Source organism: Streptomyces uncialis, from assembly GCF_001905345.1.
Classification (GTDB): Bacteria; Actinomycetota; Actinomycetes; order Streptomycetales; family Streptomycetaceae; genus Streptomyces; species Streptomyces uncialis.
Map to the genome: position 1 here is coordinate 408,110 of NZ_LFBV01000007.1, position 19,438 is coordinate 427,547.

Genomic DNA, 19,438 nt, shown 5'->3' on the forward strand with positions numbered 1-19,438 from the left:
GGTGCTGACCGCTGTGGTGGCAAGTGATGTGGCCGTAGCATCGGCCTCATGACGGAAGCTGGCGCGGAAGCCTACTTACTGGTCTGGATGTACGAGCGCGGTATGGCAGGCGACGGAGACCTGGCCGGCACGGACGACATCCCCGAAGAATGGCGACGCGCCGCCCGTTTCAGGCTCCAGCGCGACCTGAACGAACTGGTCCGCCAGAGCCAGCTGGAACGGGTCTTCGTGCTACGCAAAGGCCACCTCTACCGGCTCACCCACGCCGGCCAGCTGGAGGCACGACGGCTCCTGCACCTGCGACGCGATCCCGAAGGGCGCCAGCAGCACGCCCGCAACGGTCTGATGTCAGTGGCATCCCGCGCGTCCTACAGTCCCACCATCGAACTGGAGGCATTCCTCACGACACCCGAAGCGGTCATGCTCAGCGAGCACCTGTCACCCGACGAAGTCCGCGCAGCAGCGCTGTACCTCGCGGAACAGGGCCTCGCTACCGTTCACGAAGGAGATGCTCAGCACCCCCTTCAAGCCCTCCTGACGCTGACTCAGGTAGGCATCCAATGTGCCGAGAGCCCACTATCCGTGAAGGACTTCCTCATGCAGAACGGACACCATCCGACCTATACCACCAACATCCACGGCGGAACCGCCCAGGTCGGCTCCGGCAACACCCAGAACAACACCTTCGGCTTCGATCCCGCCCAGTTCGCCGACTTCGCCCGCCAGGTCCTCACCGCCGCAACTCGCGTCGACACCACCGACGAGCTCCGCGCACAGATCGTTCGCGACGCTGCGTTCCTCGAAGAGGAGAGCACCCGCCCAGCCCCTGAGCCAGGCCGTGTACGCCGCGCCCTGGAAGGGCTGACGGACACTCTTGTGCGACATTCCACCGACGGCCTCGCCCAGTACCTCTACGAAGCCGGACGCAACCTCCTTTCCTGACGGCTTGCCCCGTCCAGGACGTGGTGGCCCCGCTCTTGCCCGCCTGCTCCTGGACGCGGAGGGCTTGGATGTACAGAGGCTTGGCTGGTGGGCGGCGCGGAACGCCCAACCGGTCAGGAAGAGCCCCAAGCCACGGCGGCAACTGACCGGCGAGGTGGTGTGGGTTCGCACTTCTGACGTTCGGGAAGCGGCTCCTGGAGCGGTGCCGGTTGGGGGGGGTCCGACCGCCTCGACACCGCCCGCTGGCTCCTCACCGACCCCGCCTCGACCCGCCACCGCCCCACACCCGCCACCGCCCCACACCCGGCCCCGCCCCTGACTCCGAGTCCCAGCTCCCGGCCGACCCCGACGGCGCCGCGCACCGGCTCCCGCTGGACACGGGGGAGTGGGACATGCCCGGGTTCCGCTGCGCCACGACCGTGCCGTTATCGCCGTGCGGTGCCGGGCGCGTATCCACCCGGTCGTCGGACGAGGTGCGCGCCGCGGAGCACCCCGCCGAACTGGATCCGGACCGCCCCTGTCGGAGGCAGCCGGGAAGGGGTTGCGCCGCCCGTCCGGGGCGGCGGCAGCGGGCTGCCCACCCCCCTGAGATGCGGGGGAGGGCCCGGACGTTCACCGGGGCCGGGTGCTCCGGCCCGAATGCGCCCCTGGGCCCGCGCCTTCCGGCCAGCTTCGCCCCCGCGGCCAACCCGCACCACGGACTTCTCTGTTCTCCCAGAGTGAGTGGCGCCACACCGGCACCGTTCAACTCCCTTCAGGAGGACATGTGTTCAGCAGGAGACGGAACGCCGGGATCGCGGGGCTGACCGCCTCGGTCTCACTGGCGCTGGTCGCCGGGCTGACCGGTGCGGGGCCCGTGACCGCGTCCGTGCCGCCCGGCGAGGTCACCGCGCAGACACGCCCGGCGGGCGGCCCCGCCCATCAGGTCACTCTGATCACCGGGGACCGGGTCCGGGTCGACGCGAAGGGCCGGATGGCGGGCTTCGAGGCCGGCCGGGGGCGGGCGGATGTCCCCGTACGGACCTTCACCGAGGGCGGCCGCACCTTCGTGGTGCCCCGTGACGCGCAGCGGCTGGTCGCCGAGGGGAAGCTGGACCGGCGGCTGTTCGATGTCACCGAGCTGAGCCGGGCGGAGAGCCGGGAGGCCTACCGGGACGGGCTGCGGCTGATCGTGGCCTACGGCGGCGGCGCCGGCGCGAGTGCGCGCGGTGCGGTGCGGGAGGCGGGCGGAACGGAGCTGAACCGCTCGTTGAAGGCGCTGAACGCGGACGCGGTCACAACGGCGGTGAAGAGCACGCCCGAGCTGTGGGAGACGCTGACCCGCGGCACGAACGGACAGACGCGCACCACCGCGTCCGGGATCAGCCGCGTCTGGCTGGACGGCCTGCACAGGGCGACCCTGGAGACCAGCACCGGGCAGATCGGCGCGCCGAAGGCATGGGAGACCGGCTACGAGGGCGAGGGAGTGAGGATCGCCGTCCTGGACACCGGGGTGGACGAGACCCACCCCGACCTCCAGGGCCGGGTGGTGGCGGCGCGGAACTTCAGCGGCGCCCCCGACGCCGCGGACCGGGACGGCCATGGCACCCATGTCGCCTCCACCGCGGCGGGCAGTGGTGCCGGGTCGAACGGCACGCACAGGGGTGTCGCGCCGAAGGCCGGGGTCATCAACGCCAAGGTCCTGGACGACGAGGGCGGCGGTTCCGACTCGGGGATCATCGCCGGGATCGACTGGGCCGTCGCCCAGGGCGCGGACATCGTCAACCTCAGCCTCGGCCGCGAGGACACCTCCGGGATCGATCCGCTGGAAGCGCAGATCAACAAGGTGACGGCCGAGAAGGGAGTCCTCTTCGCCGTCGCCGCGGGCAACTCGGGACCGAACTCGATCGGCTCGCCGGGCAGCGCGGACGAGGCCTTCACCGTCGGCGCCGTCGACCGTGCGGACAAGCTCGCCGACTTCTCCAGCACCGGACCCCGGATCAGGGGCGGCGCGGTCAAACCCGATGTGACCGCACCGGGTGTGGACATCGACGCCGCCGCACCGGGCGGCGGCCGGCGGACCATCTCGGGTACGTCGATGGCGGCCCCGCATGTCGCCGGTGCCGCGGCCCTGCTCAAACAGCGCCACCCCGGCTGGAAGGCCGCGGAACTGAAGTCCGCGTTGGCCTCCTCCGCGAAGGACGGCGGATATACCCCGCACGAGCAGGGCGCGGGACGGATCGCCGTCGACCGGGCGATCACCCAGAGCGTCGTCGGCCAGGAGACCTCGATCGCCTTCGGCAAGCTGCTGTGGCCGCACACCGACGACCAGCCGGTCACCAAGAAGATCACCTACCGCAACAGCGGCACCGCCGATGTCCCCCTCGGCCTCAAGGTCACCTCACACGGCCCCGGCGGCAAGCCCGTACCGGCCGGATTCTTCACCCTCGCCGCCGACCGCATCACCGTCCCCGCCGGCGGCACCGCCACCGTCGGCCTGACCGCCGACAGCCGCCTCGGCGGCGACACCCACGGCCACTACGCCGCCACCGTCGAAGCCACCGGCGACAACCAGACCATCCGCACCACCGCCGCCGTCGAACTCGAAGCCGAGTCCTACGACATCACCTTCAAACACATCGGACGCGACGGAAAACCCAGCAAGCACTTCGAATCATCCCTCAGCTCCCTGACCGACGGTCCGGGGATGATCCTGTCCGGGACACCCGAGACCGTCCAGCGTCTGCCCAAGGGCGAGTACGCGCTCGACGCCAGCGCCCCCATCGATCCCGCCGCCGACCCGACCGGCCGGACCAAGGGCTTCGACCTCGTGATCCAGCCCAAGCTGGCCGTCGACAGGACGATGACGGTCACCGTCGACGCCCGCAAGGCCAAACCCGCGAAGCTGACGCTGAGCGATGTGAAGGCCAAGTTCACCGGCGGGCAGATGGAGTACGTGCAAACAGCGCCCGACCGGCAGGACACCCGTGGCGTGCGCTTCCCGATGCGCTCACCCGGCGGGCTGAACATCGCCCACCTCGGGCCGCAGGTCACCGACGGAACCCTGCACCAGCAGTGGCACGCCAACTGGATCAAGGACGCTCGCAGTGAGTACCACGGCACCTCCGGCGGTCCGGTGACACGGATCGCCACCGGGTACAAGCGCACCTTCAATGCCGCGGAGTTCGCCGAGGTGAGGGTGGGACTCGCTGCCTCGGCCAAGGACAAACAGGGCCTGCTGCAAGCGTACGGGGTCCTCCCCAGCACCCTCTTCGGATTCGGGGGAGCCCCCGCCACGCGGAAGATACCCGCCGCGCGCACGCTGCATCTGTCCACCGGCGACCGGGCCAAGTGGCAGCTCGCGCTGACCCAGACCCCGGCGGGCACCCCGGCAGACGATCCCGAGCCCGAGGTGCGCCACTACAGCGAACCGGCGTCCTACCCCAAGGGCAAGGTCCACCGGGAGACCCTCGGTACCGCTGCCGTCGCCCCGAAGGCCGGCAGCGCCTCGGGATTCTGGCGCTACGGCGAGATGCTGTACCCCGATGTGCCGATGTTCGCCGACGGCCAGGGCAACACCGGAACATCCCAGTTCGCCTCGGCCACGACCACGCTGTACCGCAACGGTACGAAGGTCGCCGAGAACAGTGACCCGGTCACCGGCCAGGAGGGGCTCCAGATCGGCCGCGAAGGGGGAGACTTCCTGCTCACCACCTCGGTCCGGCGAAGTCCCTCGACCGCTCTGGTGAGCAGCCGGATCGACTCCGCATGGGCCTTCCGCGCGAACGCGGCGCCCACGGACGGCGAGCTCCGGCTGCCGGTTTCCACCGTACGTTTCACGGGTGTGCGGTCCGGGCTCACCGGCACCGCCCCGGCGGGCGTCGGCCAGACCATCCCGCTGGAGGTGCACGGCGCGGCCAAGGACAAGGTCAAGTCGCTGACCGCGCGCGTCTCCTACGACGGCGGCAAGACCTGGAAGAAGCTGAGGGTCACCAAGAACAAGGTGACCCTCAAGAACCCGGCCAAGGGCAAGGGCATCACCCTGCGCGCCCAGGTCGTCGACAAGCAGGGCGGCTCCCACAAGGTGACCGTGTACAACGCCTTCTTCGGCAAGTAGACGAACGAGCCGCGCGCGGCACCGCGAGGGCGGTCCGCCGGTACATCCCGTACCGGCGGACCGCCCTTCCCCGCGCCAGGGGACCGCCTGTGAGCGCACGCGATATCGTCATCTTTGTAGTCTTTAGCCCGATAAGGGCGATGATCGCGTCGTGCCGGGCGCAGATGAAGAGAGACGGGCCTGATGGAGCGACACCTGATCACCGGGGCAACCGGGCTCGTCGGGGGGATGCTGACCCTGGACCTGCTCGAACACTATCCCGACGCCGAGTTGGTGTGCCTGGTGCGACCGCGCGGCGCAAGGCCCGCCCAGGAGCGCCTGGATGCCGCGCTCCGCGACGCGGCCACGGCATACCGGCGCGAGGCCGCGCTCAAACGCGCCGGGCAGCGCTGTCGGGCCGTGTCCGGGGATCTGACTCTGCCGCTGTGCGGCACCAGCGGCGCGCAGGTCGGCCCCGTCTCCCACGTCTGGCACTCCGCCGCCTCCCTCGCCTTCGAGGACGAGGCCAAGGACGCGATCATGCAGTGCAACGTGGAAGGCACCCGCCACGTGGCCGCCCTGGCCCAGCGGCTGGGAGTGGGCGTGTTCAACCACATCAGCACCGCCTTCGTGGTGGGTGACCGCGCTGGGGACATCCCCGCCGCGCCGGTGGACCCGCAGGTGCGCTCCAACAATTGGTACGAGCGCTCCAAGGTCCTGGGTGAGCGGATCGTCTCCTCCAGCGGGTTCCCCACCCTGCGGATCCTGCGTCCCAGCGGTGTGATCGGCCACGACACCACCTTCGGTGCCACCACCTTCAGCGGCCTGTACGGCATGGTCAAAACCCTGCTGGCACTGCGGCTCCGCAACCGCCAGGACTTCGCAGGGCAGCACCTGCGGATCAGGGCGGACGCGGACGCACTGGTCAACTTCGTCCCGGTCAACCTCGTCACACGCGGTGCCGTCACCCTCAGCGCCGCAGACGCCCCGTCAGGCGTCTACCACCTGTCCAACATCTCCCAGGCCACAGTGGCCGACACCCTGTCGGCCATCACCGAACGAGTGGGCATGCCCGAACCGGTACTCGTCGCCACCACCGACGGGTTCACCCCCGCCGAGCAGCGACTGGACCGTGCGTTCACCTTCTACCGGCCCTACCTGAGTGCCACCAGGCACTTCGGGCTGGCCGAGACCCTCCAGCACACCGCAACCTCCATGGACGCTCCCCTCTCGCGCGAGCGGCTGGTCGATTTCGTCGACTGGTACCTGGGAACCCTCAAACGGCGGCCCTCCGTGGGCGGCACCACCGGCTGATTCCCCCACCATTGAGCTGGCCGAAGCGGACATCGCGCCGCTCGCCGCGTTCGCCGACGCCCTCGACCAAGCAGCCCGGCGTGACCCGGGAACGACGGCTGGGGGTCCCTGCTGGGAGGACCAGGACACCCCGTTCCGGCGCCGGCTCCACGCAAAGCTCGCCGCGGCCGGATTCGAGTGCGCGGCCGATGCCGTCATCATGTACGCGCCCGCCAACCGGTACCACGGCCTCGACGGCACCCAGATGGGCCTGATCGCCACCCTCACCGGCGCCAGCTACGACACCGTACGGGCCGCCCACAAGGCCGACCTCGCCGCGTGGTCCCGCGAACAGCAGCTCCGCGACCACCCCGACCTCGCCGTCCTCGACGCGGACCTGGACCGCATCCGGCACCGCATCTGACCACGCGCCGGGTGCTCGGTGCGCATCCGTATGCGCGCGGAGCACCGGCGCGTGCCGAGCTGAGATCGGTCAACCCCCGCCCGTCGCCGTCGCCGTCGCCGTCGTCGTTGCGCGGCGCAGCTGCCGCGCGGCCGGAATGCCGTTCTCTCGGCGGGGGAGGAGGTGATCAGGATGTCGTTGCCGCGCCGGCGGACGCCGGGTGCTGCCTCCTCTTGGTGGTGTGGACCGCGATGCCGAACCACTTCGTGCCCGGTTCAGACGGCCTCGTCCGAACTCGCCGCCGTCGCGACCTGGTGGGCGGGGATGGTCAGGTGAGGAGCCAGTCGAGGAGGCCGGTCACGAGGAGAAGAGACAACGCGGCGGAGCTTGTGACGGCCATGACGGCGGCGTAGAGGCCGAGGCCCGCGAATCTGCCGCGCCGGGCGGACTTGCCGAGCCAGGCGGCCGTCGCGCCGTACAGGCCGGCCAGGAGCAGGGCCAGCGCGATGGTGAAAGCTACGGTGACGGCGGAGCGTTCGTAGGCGGTGGCTTCGGCCAGCCGGACCTCCACCTGTTCTCCTCCGGTGTACGGCTCCCGGGGCGAACCCAACTCCACCCCGTTTCGGTGTTCCGTGCCGTCGGCGGGGGCGAAGGAGCCCTCGCACCTGCGGTTCGTTTCGGTGGCGTAGCAGCGTGACACGGTGAACACGCCGTCGGCCGGCCCGATACCGGCCGCCGCGCCGACCGGGCCGACACTCGTCCACACCGCTCCGATCGCCATCATCGCGCACATCACCGCACCCGCACCCCCCAGCACCCTCCACCTCCATACCCGTGCCCGGGTCCGTCCTGCGGTCCGAATCCGCGGTATCCGCTTCATCCCGCCCCACCTCCGGCGTCTGGAGTCCCCGCCACCCCCGGACGCCAAACCCCGCACGCACACGACCAGGAGCCGAAAAGCACCGCCGCGGCTGGTTCCGTCGGCGGCCCTGACCGGAAACCCTCACCGGCGGCCGGGGAGCCATCGGACCGCGCAGCGGGACGGACCCCGAAGTCCCCGTGCCACCGCGCGGACCGATTCCGTTCTTGAGCGCCGGAGGCTCGCATGGCACGTCAGCGGTGAGTGAGGGACATCCCAGCCGGTGCCCGCAGTGACGATGCCGAGTACCCGCCCGTGCCGTGCCCGGCGACGTCGCGCACTCCCCGGTCCGGGTCCCCGGTGGCAGGGGCGGGTCGACGGCGTACCGGCTCAGTCCCTGCTTGGGATCTGCCAGATGCTGCGGCACGTCCGGTGCCTGCGGAGTGCCCGCACGCTCCGGCGAGATGGTCGCCGTAGACGCCGGACCCGGTCGCCGCCGCTTGTCGGGCCAGGGTTACGAGCCCCGACGCGAGCCGTTCGTCCAGCGGGATCACACCGTCCGCCCATCCGACCGACACCGTCATGAACAGCGGCGCGAGACCGTCCAGTCCCCGGAAGGTCTCGGCCAGCCGTGGCAGGAGTGGTGCCAGCCGCTGCGCGAGGTGCGCCTCGCTCGGCCGGTTCCAGGGATCGGGACCCGGGTCCGGAGCAGGACGTCGCTGGTGTCCTGGACGGACAGGAGCGCGACTGCGGTGTCCTCCCGCACCGGCCGTGGGGGGAGCGGGTGGGTGGCGACCGCCTCGCCCAGGGCCCGCCACAGCACATACGCCGTGGTGTCCGACTCGATCGGCATCTCCACCTCGGGGTCCAGCACGGGCGCACTCTCCTGAAGTCGCAGGGGGCTTCTCCGGCAGCGTCCCCGACCCGGCGGCCCCGCACAGGCCCCGGCAACGAACCTGTGTTCTTCCTCCCGCCCAGCGGGCAACAACCTTCTCCACGGCTCCATCCGGCGGGCCCGCGCGAGCGGTGGCGACGCGCGAGACCGCGCCGGGCAGCCCGGAGCCCGGCTACCGCCGCGGCGGTGCCCGGCCTTGCCGTCCGGCCCCGCCCACCAACCTCTGCGCCCGGTCCGGCGGCCCCCGGCAGGTCCCGGCGAGCTGGCTGCGTCCCGGCCTCCGGGCGGGGACGCGGGGGAGCGGGAAGAGCTGCGCACCAACTACTGGGCGTGCTCACCGGCCTTGAAGGATCTTGCTGCTGGGCTTGACCATCAGCAAGATCCCTTCACCGGACCGGCGGTCCGCCGAACACGAACCCTGTCTCGGCGACGGGGTCGCACAGAGAACCTGTCCGGCCCCAGGGACCGCAGAGCGAGACGAAGCCCGCCCGATGCTTCTCAGGCATCAGCGGTGAGGCGTGTTCCGTTTCCGCCCCCGCGGACCGGTCTTGTTACCTTCTCCCGTCGGCACTCGTCATGAGAGCGACGACCGCACACGAACGGTCGCATCGACGAGTGAATCGAGAGCAGGATGCTGAACGAGATCATGTACGTGACGATCTACGTCACGGATCAGGACCGCGCGCTGGAGTTCTACACCGAGGGACTCGGTCTGGAGAAGCAGCTCGACTTCCCCGGGCCCGACGGACGTTTCCTTACCGTCGGGGTTCCCGACAGCCCGGTGCAGATCATCCTGTGGTCCCACGCGCCGGCCGCAGGACAGCCGGGAGGCACGGGCGCGCCCGGTCCGCTGATCCTCGAATCCAAGGACCTGCGGAAGGACTTCGAGATCATGCGCCGACGCGGCGTCGTCTTCGAAGAGCCCGAACCCGTGGACTATCCGTTCGGGGTCCGCATCGAGGCGGTGGATCCGGACGGCAACCGGGTCTCGCTCCGTCAGCAGCGGAAGTCGTGACTGCCCACCCGTCCGCTCTCGTGGCTGAGGCGTTCGAAGCCCAGCGCGACCGGCTGCGCGCTGTCGCGTACCGGGTGCTGGGCTCGCACGCCGACGCCGAGGACGTGGTCCAGGAAGCCTGGATGCGCCTCGTCCGTCAGGACGCGGCGACCATCGGCAACCTGGCGGGCTGGCTGACCACGGTGGTCGGCCGAATCAGCCTGGACCTCCTGAGATCCCGCCGAGCCCACCCCGAAATCGCCTATGAGCAGGAGTTCACGAACCTCGTGGTGATACCCGACGAGGACCCCGCGCCGGACGAACAGGCGGCGCTGGCCGATTCGGTCGGCCTCGCCCTGCTCGTCGTGCTCGACTCGCTCACCCCGAGCGAGCGTCTGGCGTTCGTCCTGCACGACATGTTCGCAGTCCCGTTCCACGAAATCGGCCGGATCCTTGGCAAGTCCACCGCCGCCACCAAGATGGTCGCCAGCCGCGCCCGCCGCAAGGTCCACGCCACGAACCGACCGGCGGGCTCCGGCCGCGAGCACCGAGAGGTCGTCCAGGCATTCGGCGCCGCCGCCCGCAGCGGCGACTTCGAAGCACTCTTGCGTGTCCTCGACCCGAACGTGGAGCTGACCGTCGACACATCCGACGGCATGGTCGTCACCCTCGGCGCCACCAAGGTCGCCTCCGGGGCCCGCATGTTCTCCGGCGAGGTCACCCGCCATCGGCCCGTGCTGGTCAACGGCATCCCCGGCCACATGTCCTGGCACCCCGACGGAACCCCCCTCTCCCTCATCGCCTTCGCCGTCACCGAAGGACGGATCACCGGCATACACATCGTCGTCGACCCTGCCAAACTGGCCTCCATCCATCTGCCCGCCGAGACCTGAGCCGGTGTCGAGCACCCCGCACTCCGACAGGACGGTGTCCGGTGCGATGGCGAGACCACGCTCCGGCGTCGAGTCCACACGCCATCCGCCGTGGCCGGAGCCGCGCGGGCTGTGAACTGGCGTTATGCCTCCGAGACAGTACGCTCGTCCGCAGCGGACGACGGGAGACAGGATCGTGGGACCGAAGTGGGCTGGCCTAACCATGCAGAGAAACACTCCGGATCCCGACCTGTAATTCCGCAAGTCCGAATAGCCGCAGTTGCCAGTAGTGTGCGTCGAGGGCCTGGCGGAGGGCGGTGGCTCGGAGCTGCTGGAGGTGCAGGCCGGCGACCTCGAAGCCGCCGCCGCCCTCGCCACTGCCGAACCGCGGATGCCCGCGCTCCTGGTGAACGTCGCCACCCTGCCCGACCCGGACATCGACGCGGCGTGCGCGGACGCCTTCGCCCTCGATGCCCTCGGAGGCGTCTTCCTCAGCGCCCTGCGCACCTGGGAACAGGCGGGCCCGGACGCTGCCGAGGGCATCGCCCGCACCGTCATCCGGTTCACCGCCGACATCCTCAGCGAGGACCACGAGGACATCGACGACCGTCGGTCCTGCCGGTCCGACGGCGGTGATCCGGCCGGGGCCGAGCCGCTCGCGAGGGACGCCAGGCCCGGCCCAACGCCAGCTTCCGCCGCCAGCTTCCGCAGGCTGCTCTACGAGTCGCCTCGACGGTCATGGGCAGGGCGGGGAGATCAGCAGGTCAGTGCCCTGTTCAAGGGGGTTCGGTTGCGCCGACTACTTCTCTCAGGGACCCCCAGGAGCGTTGAGGAGCCCAGTGAAGTCGACGGGGGCGGGGGCGGAAAGTGTCGGGGAAACAGTGCAGTGCCCAGTGGAGGTGGTACGGCGGGCCATGTGGGACATGACCGAGGAGCCGGAGCGTCCAGCGGCCTACCGGGAACCCCGGCAGGCCCGCAGCGCCGCGACCCTGGCCCGCGTCCTGCGGGCGGCCGAGGAGATCGCCACCACCGACGGCCTGGAGGACCTGACAATGGCCGGCGTCGCCGCACGCGCCGGCGTCGCCGTCGGCACGATCTACCGCCGCTTCGACGACAAGGAACAGCTGATCACCGCCCTGTCCGAGCGAATGCTCGAACACCGCGAGGAATACGTGGCCCAGCGACAACGACCCGCCGAGCCCTCACTCTCAGGCGTCATCGACGCCTACGCACAGGCCCTGCTGCAATCCTTCGCCGACAGCAGCGGCCTCTTCCAGGAGCTGCTGCGCGCACAGGGGGACAGGTCGCTGGACCGCGGGGCCCGCACCATCACCGCACTCCACCACCTCCTCCTCGAAGCGGCATCCCCGTACACCGGCCAGATCCGCCGCTCCCAGCCGCAGAAGGCACTCGACACCGCTGCCCGCGCCGTCCTCGGCGCCTGCTACCACGACGCCGTACGCCCCGACCCCGCCACCGGAGAAACGGCCAGACGCCGCTACGCCGCCGAACTCACCGACATGGCGATCGCCTACCTCCTCACCCTCGACGGACACCGCTCCACCCACACCTGAGCCGAGCACACTGCCGGACAGTTCTGGCCCGGGTCCCGGCCGTGGTCGACGTCGCCCTGGCCGCCGCCAGCGTGGCAGCGGTGCTGTTCGTGATGAACAAGGACGGCACCTTCCAACGCCGTCACCTCCTCGCCGAAGCGCGACGCCACCTCGCCCTCGTCCTGAGGGGCCGCCCCCGTGAACCCGGCCTCGACGACCAGGTCGTGGACGCCGCCATCGCCACGCACTGCCTCGACATCACCGACTCCGGGACGCTGCACAGCGGCACCATGGCCCACCGCCTCTACACCACCCGCTGGACCGAGGCCGACCTCAAGCCCGCCCGCCGACGGCCGGCCATCCCGGATGAGGACCACCGGCTCCCGCCGACACGGGCACGCCGCCCACCCTCCGGCTCCCGGACGAGGCCCCGTCCGACACAGGTGCCCCGCACGTGCTCCGGCTCCCCGACCAGGTGGCGGGGGAGTGGGAGATCCCCAGGGTCCCGCTGCGCTACGACCGGGCCGTCCTCGCCGCCGGGGTGGTCCGCGAGAAACTCCGCACCACCCTCACCGCCACCGGGCGGGGGTACGACGTGGTCGCGCACCAGCAGGCCGTCATGCCGGAACAGTTCCTCCCGCCCCCGGCCACCGAGCCCGACCGCGACGACGACCAGGAGCCGGAGGAGGCCGAACCCCGGGAAGCGGTCGACCTGACCGCGGTGCGCGCTCTGAAGAAGTCACGCACCGATGTCGAAGCCCTCGACCTCACCGCCGAACAGCTGCGCCATATCCAGAAGGCGTACGAGCGGGCGAGGGATCAGGCCCGAGAGCGGGCAGCCCAGTACGTCGGTCAGGGGGATGCCGACGAGCCCTCGCGGCCGGTGCGCGCGGGTGACCAGCAGGCGCAGGCGCACCGCCCGCAGCAGCCCGGACCGCACCGCGGCCCGGGGGCCGGCTGCTGAGCGGACCCCGGCGAGTGGAGCCCACCGGCCGGTCGGTGCCGCGGGGGTCCACTGGACGGAGTGGTCTCCACCGGCAGGCGGGGGCCGTCGTGCGGGAGCGTCCGGCATCGCCGGACGATGCCGGACACTCCGGTTCCCGTGCACCCGGCGCGGACCGGATGCACGGGAACCGTCCCCCGCGATGCACGGCATCGTCACCGGCGATGCCGTGCACGCCGGGCCGGTGCGCGGCCAAATGAGATGATCTCTTAGCCGCCTCGCACCATACCGAAGCCTCTCCCACCAGCAACGACGGGCAGCACACCTCGCCCCGTTCGCATCCGCGTGCGATCCCCGAGAACCATCCGCCTCGCCCCCCGCCCTCAGGGTGCTTTTCCTAGCGGGCCTTCGTCTGGCCCGCCCCCTGGTTCGCCTGCCGGGGATCGTTCAACACGTTCACGCCCTTTTGGTTACCGAGACCTTCCCTTCCTGGGGTGGGACTGGCTCTCTTGAAAGGAAAGGAACCGGCGGGCCGCTGCCCCGCCACTGTCAGGACGAGGACCAGGGAGTGCTCATGGATCTCGCAGTCCCTCGGCTCCGCCTCGATCTGCCGTCCGGGCTCCACCCCCACGAAGACCGCACCCAGCAGCACACCCAGGCGTGGGTACAGGAAATGGGCATGATCGCCAACAGCCCGAAAGTGCGGGAGGTCTGCGACTCGTTCCTGCTCGGAAGGCTGGCCGCCCGGGTCTGTCCCCACGCCTCCGTCGGCCGTTTATACGTCCTGGCGGACTGGACGAGCGCCTACTTCGTCCTGGACGACGTCCTGGACGACACGGTGGAGGCCCGCGACCCGGAGGTGGCCACCGAGATCGCCGACCAGTTCATCGCTCCCTTCCTCGGCACCGCTCCGCGAACCGGGCGCCACCGGGCGGGCGACGTCCTCGCGGTGCCGAGGATCCGGGAAGGACTGGCCGACCTGTGGGCCCGCACCCGGCCGGGCATGACCGCCGCGTGGACCAACCGCCTCGTCCACGACATGACCGACTACCTCTACTCGCACGTCCGCCAGTCGGAGATCAACTCCTCCGAAACCCCCTTCGACGAGGACGCGTACTGCGCCCACCGGCTCCTGACCAGTGCCATGTACGTCTCCGCCGACCTCATCGAGGTCGCCACCGCCAGGCCGGTGCCCGAACACCTGATCCGCAACCCGGACATCGCGACCATCCGCGAAGCCGCCTCCCACGTCGTGGCCTGGGTCAACGACCTGTACTCCGCGCCCGAGGAGATCCGCCTCAACGACCTCTGCAACTATGTCGTGGTCCTGACCAGCAAACTCGACGTCTCCCTGCAGGAAGCCGCCGATCTCGTCGCCCAGCGGGTCGACGTCCAGGTCGGACGGTTCCTCGCCGCCGAGAGCCGCGCCGAGGCCGTCCTCTACCCCCACCTGCAGCCCGACGACCGCCAAGCCCTCACCGAAATGGTCGAAGGACTCAAGACCTGGATGACCGGCAACGCCCTCTGGGCAGAGGAAACCGCCCGCTACACCGACCGCGCGACCCGGCGACCGGCCCCGTGCAGCACCTCGCCACACTCATCTGACGACCCCGGCAGCAACCGCGGCACAGGCCCCGCACAGAATCCCCGCCGGCCATGCCCGGCGCCGCCGAGGATGCCCCATGACGGACAGCGGGTCACCGGGCAGTGCCGTTCCACGCCCGCACGCGCCAAGCCCCAAGCACCCAGGGCGCACCGGGTTGAACCGGCGGGGTCGCGGGTTCCGCCTCCCCGGATCCGGCACCAGGCTCCACCCGCAGCAACCGGCCCCGCGCACCCCGCGTCCCCGCCTCATCCACCGCACCGCCGACCGGAGAGTGGACAGCTATGACAACGGACGTTCCGATCAGCCAGGCACCGGGAGCGCTGCCTCTCCTCGGCCACCTCCTGCCACTGGTACGCGACCCCCTGAAATTCCTCACCTCACTGCCCGCCCGCGGAGACCTGGTCCACATCCGAATCGGCCCCAAGAAGGCCCTTCTGGTGTGCGACCCGGGACTGACCCGCCACGTCCTGGTCAACGACCGCACCTTCGACAAAGGCGGCCCGGCATTCGACCAGGGCAGGGAAGTCCTGGGCAACGGCCTGCCCCTCTGCCCCCATACCGACCACCGCCGCCAGCGACGGCTGGTCCAGCCCGCCTTCCACCCTGCCCGCCTGCCCGCGTACGCCCGCCTGATGACCGAACAGACCGACACCGCCACCGGCTCGTGGACCGACGGCCAGACCATCGACGCCTATACCGAGATGCAGAACATCGTCGCCCAGGGCCTGGTGGCAACCATGTTCGCCGACACCCTCAACCCCACCGCCATCACCGAGGTACTGGAGGACCTCGGCGCCATCACGGACGGCATCTTCCGGCGCATGATCACACCACCGCGCCTGAACACGCTCCCCACCCCCGGCAACCGCCGCTACTACCAGGCCCGATCCCGCCTGCGCCGGACCATGGTCCGCGCCACCGCAGACCGCCGCTCCGCCGCCACCGGCCACGACGACCTGCTGTCCGTACTCCTCGGCAGCCCCGATCCCCCCGAAGACGGCCATGACCAGAACCTTTCCGACGCCGAGATCATCGACCAGCTGATGGCCTTCTTCTTCGCCGGCATCGAGACCGCGGCCGCCACCCTGGCATGGGCACTGCACGCACTGGCCCAGCATCCCCACATCGAAGAACAGCTCCACGCCGAGGCCGACAGCGTTCTCGCCGGCGCCGCAGCCACACTCGACGACGTGCCCAGGCTGGAATACACACGCCGCGTCCTCATGGAATCCCTGCGACGCTATCCGCCAGCCTGGCTCGTCAGCCGCACCACCACCACCGACACACACCTCGGCACGCACCCCGTCCGCGCCGGCACGGCCGTCTTCTACAGCCCCTATCTCATCCACCACCGAACCGACCAGTACGACAACCCCGAGCAATTCGACCCCGACCGGTGGAGCAGCTCCCGCCACCTCAACCCACCGGACGGCTCCTTCATCCCGTTCGGCGGAGGCGCCCGCAAGTGCGTCGGCGACCAGTTCGGCATCACCGAAGCCGTCATCATCCTGGCCACGATCGCCGCACGATGGCGCCTGGAACCCCTGCCCGGCCGCCCCGTCCGCCCCGCCCTGGCCCTCACACTCAGCCCGCAACGGCTGCACATGCGCCTCAGGCCCCGCACATAGCACCGCCCGGGTCCCGAACCCTGCACACCCCGCGTCGGCTTCACTCAGCCCACAGAGGACGAAGGCCCACCCGCCTGGGCGGTGCGGCGTGCTCGGCCCGGCCAAGCACGCCGTCGGATCATCGCTGCCCCGACGGCTCCAGCACTCAACGGCTACACACTCGCCCCCCCAAATAGGGGTCACATCACCGTGCTGGCGCACCTGCTCAGCCTGTGCAACGGCTCGCCCGGCGCGACCAACCCCGCAGGCCAGCCAGTTGTGTGAACCACCCAGCGGGCCTTGACCCCTCCGCACCCGGCCGGGGATGCGCCCGCGTTCTACACGATGCCGGGCCGTATCGGATGTGCACCGGCCAGTGTGGGATGTGCGTCGAGGGCCTGGCGGAGGATGTCGTCGATGTCCTCGTGGTCCTCGGTGAGGACGTCGGCGGTGAAGCGGATGACGGTGCGGGCGATGCCCTCGGCAGCGTCCGGGCCCGCCTGTTCCCAGGTGCGCAGGGCGCTGAGGAAGACGCCTCCGAGGGCATCGAGGGCGAAGGCGTCCGCGCACGCCGCGTCCATGTCCGGGTCGGGCAGGGCGGTGACGGGGGCGACGATCCGGGTGGCGACGTCCACCAGGATCGCGGACGTCCGCGGTTCGGCGGCGGCGAGGGCGGCGGCGACTTCGAGTGCGCCGGCCTGCACCGCGCGGAGGTGGTCGAAGGCGGCCGTCACCGCGTGAGGAGTCATCGGAGTGAGCGATTCGGCGACGGTGGTGTCAGGCACAGGGGTACTCCTGTCGTCGGGCTGCCGTGCTGATCACGACGGCTTCGGACAGCCTCGGGCGCAGGCCCTGTGGACAGCGGCCGGAGATTTCTCCCCCCTTTCCGAACCGGTGCGAACCGTCTGGTCAAGGGTCTAGCCGTCACATACCGGACCCCCTTGATCAGTACCGGCCCTTGGGGCGCCCGGCCCATGGCTCTGGTCCACCGAAACGACCGGCGTCCGACCGGCGGCCACCCGAGGAGCCGCTGGCCCTGCCGGTCCGATGGCGGTGATCCGGCCCGGGGCCGGGCCGCTCGCGACGGACACCGAGCCCGTCCCCACGTCCCTCTTCCGCAGGTTGCCCTACGACTTGCCTCGGCGTCATGGGCGGGACGGAGAAATCAGCAGGTCAGCGCCCTGGTCAAAGGGGTTCGGCTGCGCCGACTGCTTCTCTCAGAGACCCCCAGAGTAATGAAGAGCCCAGCGAAGTCGACAGGAGCGGGGACGGAAAGGGGCGGGGAGAGGCCGGTACGGACGGCAGCAGGCTGAAAACGGACAGACGCCAGCTTCCGCAGGTCGCCTTACGAGTCGCCTTACGAATCGCCTCGATGTCATGGGGAGGGCGGGGAAATCGGCAGGTCAGTGCCTTGGCCAAGGGGGTTCGGCTGCGCCGACTACTTCTCTCAGGGACCCCCAGGAGCATTGAGGAGCCCGGTGAAGTCGACAGGAGCGGGGGTGGAAAGGCACGCGGGGAGAGGCCGGGACGGCCGGTATCCAGGCTGAGAACGAACAGACAGCGCAGTGCGGCAAGCGATACGGAGGGAGCGGCCGACAAGGGAAGAGGCGAGCAGGGGAGGGAGGGAAGGGATGAGCGACGAGAGGAGCGGCCGACGGGACGGCGGCTTCCGTTCCCGGATGGAGGTGTGGATGCCCTCGGGCCCGGGTACCGGGGCATCGCCACGGACCTCTGAACCCGCCTGCCTGGCGCTGCCGTGTGCTGCGCCCGGGGCCGGGTGCGCGCACGGGATGCGCGCGGCGCGGTCCACGGTGCGCATCGTGCGCGCGCCTCCCACCGGTGGCGCGCGCACGATGCGCACCACCGGTGGGCTCGGTGCGCCCTACACGCCGCTGGTGCGCTCTACGCGGTGGTGCGGTGCACCGGGTCCGCCTCCACCGCCTGCTTCATCCCCGCGGCCTCCAGCTGGCGCAGGACGTCGGCGACATCGCCGTGGTCCTCGGTGAGGATGTTGTCGGTGAAGCGGATGATGGTCTGGGCGATGCCCGGCGGGAAGGCCAGGCAGGCGCCGTCGGCGTGGCACAGGACCTCCAGCAGCAGCCGTCCGAGCGCCGCGGCCAGGAAGGAGTGCGCGCACGGCTCCCCGTCGCAGTCGTCCACGGCGGTGATGGGGATGAAGATGCGCGCGGCGACATCCAGGAGCAGCCGGCGCATCTCCGGGCCCGTGTCGTTGGCAACCGCGCCGGCGGTGTCGATCTCGCCGGACTGCAGCGCCCGGATGTAGGCGAAGGCGTCGACGACGTCGCCCAGCTCCATCGGGGCGAGCGGGGTGGTGACGGTGTTCTCGGGCATGGCAGCTCCCCACGTTCGGGCCGCCCTGCTGATCGCGGCGGCCTCGAAGACACCCTCGAATCCGCGCCCTGTGGACAGAGTCCGAGCACCGACGGTGAGCAGCCACGGCCCGGCCGCGCCCCGCGTTTCTCCTTGACCACGTCCTTTACATGCGACATACCGCCCATTTCAACAGGGGGGAATTGTCCGTCCCGGCACGCTGCGCGATGACCAGGGGAAAGCCGCTGCCGCCCGGGGCGCGCCGCTGGGAGACTGCGGGGATGACCACGCAGCGCCTGCCGTTCCCGGTCCCGGACGAACGGGCCCACTACTTCGTCACCTGCTACGCCGACATGCACGACCTCGTTGAGGACCTGGTCGTGCCCGACGGTGTGCCCGAGGCCGCGGCGACGGTCCTGCGTACGGCGCGCGAGCTGCTGCGCCAGTCGTACTACTGCTACGAGTTCTCCACCGTGGCGGTCATGCACTCCCTGATCGCGGTGGAGATCGTGCTGCGCGACCGGATCCCGGACGCGGGCAAGAAGCCGCTGCACCAGCTCATCAAGCAGGGCGCCGACGCGGGCCTCCTCACGGCCCGGCAGGCGGAGTACCTCGATGACGGCCGTAGGATCCGCAACCGTCTGGTGCACGGCCACACCGCGCACGCGGTGATGCCGCCGGCCATGTCGGTGCCGATGGTGACGACCTCGTTCGCGATCGTCTCCGAGCTCTGCGCGGCGCCTACCGGATGATCACGGCTCGGTAACGGTGATCAGTGATTCGTCACACCGTTGGCTTTCGCGACACCTCTAGCAAGTGAGGGGGATTCCATCCGGACCCCCGCGCCACCTGCGTGAGGAGCCACGTCATGATGTACAACAACAGCGCCCGGCAGCCCGACCCGGAGCCGCTTCCGAACTGGACAAGGGGTGCAGGGCGCCTACCGGGCGCTTCGGAATCCAGTGCCGTGAACGGTGCCGCGAACGATTCCCACGTCGTCCCGATCACCGCAGGTCACACCGCCCGGCCAAGGGGTTCCGGGAAGGTCGACACCTCTCTCCCTTC

General features: G+C 70.5%; 16 protein-coding genes. 11 read left to right on the forward strand and 5 right to left on the reverse strand.

The annotated features are described in order from the left end of the window. The first annotated feature begins 48 nt into the window (after positions 1–48). The 4 genes from AB852_RS26345 to AB852_RS26360 all read left to right on the forward strand — a co-directional run bounded on the left by AB852_RS26345 (position 49) and on the right by AB852_RS26360 (position 6,734). Positions 49–942: a hypothetical protein gene (locus AB852_RS26345; RefSeq protein ID WP_073792680.1), complete on the forward strand. Its 894-nt coding sequence runs from the start codon at positions 49–51 to the stop codon at positions 940–942. Positions 943–1,708: 766 nt separating this feature from the next. Continuing rightward, on the forward strand, positions 1,709–5,038 hold the full coding sequence (locus AB852_RS26350; RefSeq protein WP_245876926.1) for a S8 family peptidase: 3,330 nt from the start codon (positions 1,709–1,711) through the stop codon (positions 5,036–5,038). Positions 5,039–5,221: 183 nt separating this feature from the next. Then, positions 5,222–6,331, forward strand: coding sequence for an SDR family oxidoreductase (locus tag AB852_RS26355; protein WP_073792681.1), 1,110 nt, complete (start codon positions 5,222–5,224; stop codon positions 6,329–6,331). Positions 6,332–6,530: 199 nt separating this feature from the next. Further along, entirely contained in the window at positions 6,531–6,734 is a 204-nt protein-coding gene (locus AB852_RS26360) for a hypothetical protein (protein ID WP_073792682.1), read from the forward strand. Between the two features lie 307 nt (positions 6,735–7,041). On the opposite strand, the gene AB852_RS26365 is transcribed toward AB852_RS26360, so the two are convergent. Together AB852_RS26365 and AB852_RS26370 are read right to left on the reverse strand one after the other, a co-directional pair. Continuing rightward, on the reverse strand, positions 7,042–7,530 hold the full coding sequence (locus tag AB852_RS26365) for a hypothetical protein (protein WP_073792683.1): 489 nt from the start codon (positions 7,528–7,530) through the stop codon (positions 7,042–7,044). A gap of 622 nt (positions 7,531–8,152) precedes the next feature. Further along, positions 8,153–8,446, reverse strand: a complete 294-nt coding sequence (locus AB852_RS26370) for a hypothetical protein (RefSeq protein WP_073792684.1) — start codon at positions 8,444–8,446, stop codon at positions 8,153–8,155. 652 nt (positions 8,447–9,098) lie between these two features. Here AB852_RS26370 and AB852_RS26375 point away from each other — a divergent pair. Together AB852_RS26375 and AB852_RS26380 are read left to right on the forward strand one after the other, a co-directional pair. Further along, complete coding sequence (locus tag AB852_RS26375) at positions 9,099–9,482, forward strand: VOC family protein (RefSeq protein ID WP_073792685.1); 384 nt, start codon at positions 9,099–9,101, stop codon at positions 9,480–9,482. Further along, positions 9,479–10,354, forward strand: coding sequence for a sigma-70 family RNA polymerase sigma factor (locus tag AB852_RS26380; RefSeq protein ID WP_073792686.1), 876 nt, complete (start codon positions 9,479–9,481; stop codon positions 10,352–10,354). The genes AB852_RS26375 and AB852_RS26380 overlap by 4 nt, the downstream gene beginning before the upstream one ends. Before the next feature lie 196 nt (positions 10,355–10,550). Here AB852_RS26380 and AB852_RS26385 read toward each other — a convergent pair whose 3' ends face one another. After that, positions 10,551–10,925 (reverse strand): hypothetical protein, encoded by a 375-nt coding sequence (locus AB852_RS26385; RefSeq protein ID WP_073792687.1) that lies wholly within the window; start codon positions 10,923–10,925, stop codon positions 10,551–10,553. Positions 10,926–11,256: 331 nt separating this feature from the next. Between AB852_RS26385 and AB852_RS26390 the strand changes: the two genes are divergently transcribed. The 4 genes from AB852_RS26390 to AB852_RS26410 all read left to right on the forward strand — a co-directional run bounded on the left by AB852_RS26390 (position 11,257) and on the right by AB852_RS26410 (position 16,063). Beyond that, positions 11,257–11,907, forward strand: coding sequence for a TetR/AcrR family transcriptional regulator (locus AB852_RS26390; RefSeq protein WP_245876927.1), 651 nt, complete (start codon positions 11,257–11,259; stop codon positions 11,905–11,907). 433 nt (positions 11,908–12,340) lie between these two features. Next, on the forward strand, positions 12,341–12,850 hold the full coding sequence (locus AB852_RS26400) for a hypothetical protein (RefSeq protein ID WP_245876928.1): 510 nt from the start codon (positions 12,341–12,343) through the stop codon (positions 12,848–12,850). A gap of 553 nt (positions 12,851–13,403) precedes the next feature. Then, entirely contained in the window at positions 13,404–14,720 is a 1,317-nt protein-coding gene (locus AB852_RS39935) for a terpene synthase family protein (protein WP_073792689.1), read from the forward strand. Then, positions 14,717–16,063: a cytochrome P450 gene (locus AB852_RS26410; protein WP_073792690.1), complete on the forward strand. Its 1,347-nt coding sequence runs from the start codon at positions 14,717–14,719 to the stop codon at positions 16,061–16,063. The genes AB852_RS39935 and AB852_RS26410 overlap by 4 nt, the downstream gene beginning before the upstream one ends. A gap of 317 nt (positions 16,064–16,380) precedes the next feature. On the opposite strand, the gene AB852_RS26415 is transcribed toward AB852_RS26410, so the two are convergent. Together AB852_RS26415 and AB852_RS26420 are read right to left on the reverse strand one after the other, a co-directional pair. Continuing rightward, positions 16,381–16,827 carry a hypothetical protein gene (locus tag AB852_RS26415; RefSeq protein WP_073792691.1) on the reverse strand — a complete coding sequence of 149 codons (447 nt, stop codon included), beginning with the start codon at positions 16,825–16,827 and terminating at the stop codon, positions 16,381–16,383. A 1,117-nt stretch (positions 16,828–17,944) separates the two neighbouring features. Then, positions 17,945–18,394: a hypothetical protein gene (locus AB852_RS26420; RefSeq protein WP_073792692.1), complete on the reverse strand. Its 450-nt coding sequence runs from the start codon at positions 18,392–18,394 to the stop codon at positions 17,945–17,947. A 260-nt stretch (positions 18,395–18,654) separates the two neighbouring features. On the opposite strand from AB852_RS26420, the gene AB852_RS26425 reads away from it, so the two are divergent. Further along, positions 18,655–19,125, forward strand: coding sequence for a hypothetical protein (locus AB852_RS26425; protein WP_073792693.1), 471 nt, complete (start codon positions 18,655–18,657; stop codon positions 19,123–19,125). The last annotated feature ends 313 nt before the right edge of the window (positions 19,126–19,438 follow it).